General features: G+C 45.6%; 1 protein-coding gene. It reads right to left on the bottom strand.

Annotated elements, in window-relative coordinates:
- Nucleotides 1–706, bottom strand: a 706-nt coding sequence (locus tag KIV40_RS31640) for a glycoside hydrolase (protein WP_285353276.1), incomplete at both ends; no start/stop codon positions are given.

Here is a 706-nt window from a genome sequence, read left to right as displayed (position 1 = left end):
TCAATGCCCCATCAGCTTGTTCAATTGCGCATGTTATTCGTATTGGATCTGGTAGCTGGGCGGTTAACCAACTGTCATTTAATTGAGCCGGTATTGCGGTGTTATAGGAGTCGTAAGTCCCAACCAAGTAACCAGATTGTTTGGCTAGCTCGACCGCGTTTGGTTGATAAAAGGCAGGCATCCAGTTATCAAAGCCCAACCAAAGTTTGTTCAATCCGGCGTTATTTAGATTATCGACCATGCCGGATGATAAGGCTTGTCCCCAAGAGTCTGGTGAGTTAAGAAACGAAGACGCATGTTCAGACAACCATTTTTTTCTGCTTTGCGCTGCGATGTATTGTGCCTCAATCGTGTTATCAGCCAGTGTAGGGCATGCGACGGGGTATAAGCTTTTTAGTGATTGGCTAATCGAATCCAACAGCAACTGTTTGTGGTATTGGCTCAACCAGTCCTTCCCCTTGGATAAAGTGGCTAGTTCGCGCTGAGCTTCCTCGGATATGTTGAGCTTAGAGCGTTCAAAGTACCATTCTTTTAGTCCCCACCAGTCTTTTACATCTTGGGTACTCAAAGGATCTTTACCAAACAGGTAAACATGACTTGCACCAACCAGCTTACTGATATCTGGATTACGTGTTTGTTTTGACGCTAGTGATTCTGATAATCCATTAGCGATGCGCCAGTCTCGGTATTGCTTGGCACCGTCGAG

Source organism: Vibrio sp. D173a (genome assembly GCF_030248475.1).
The sequence above is the reverse complement of the archived record's forward strand: the minus strand, read 5'-3'. Positions and strand labels throughout refer to the sequence as shown.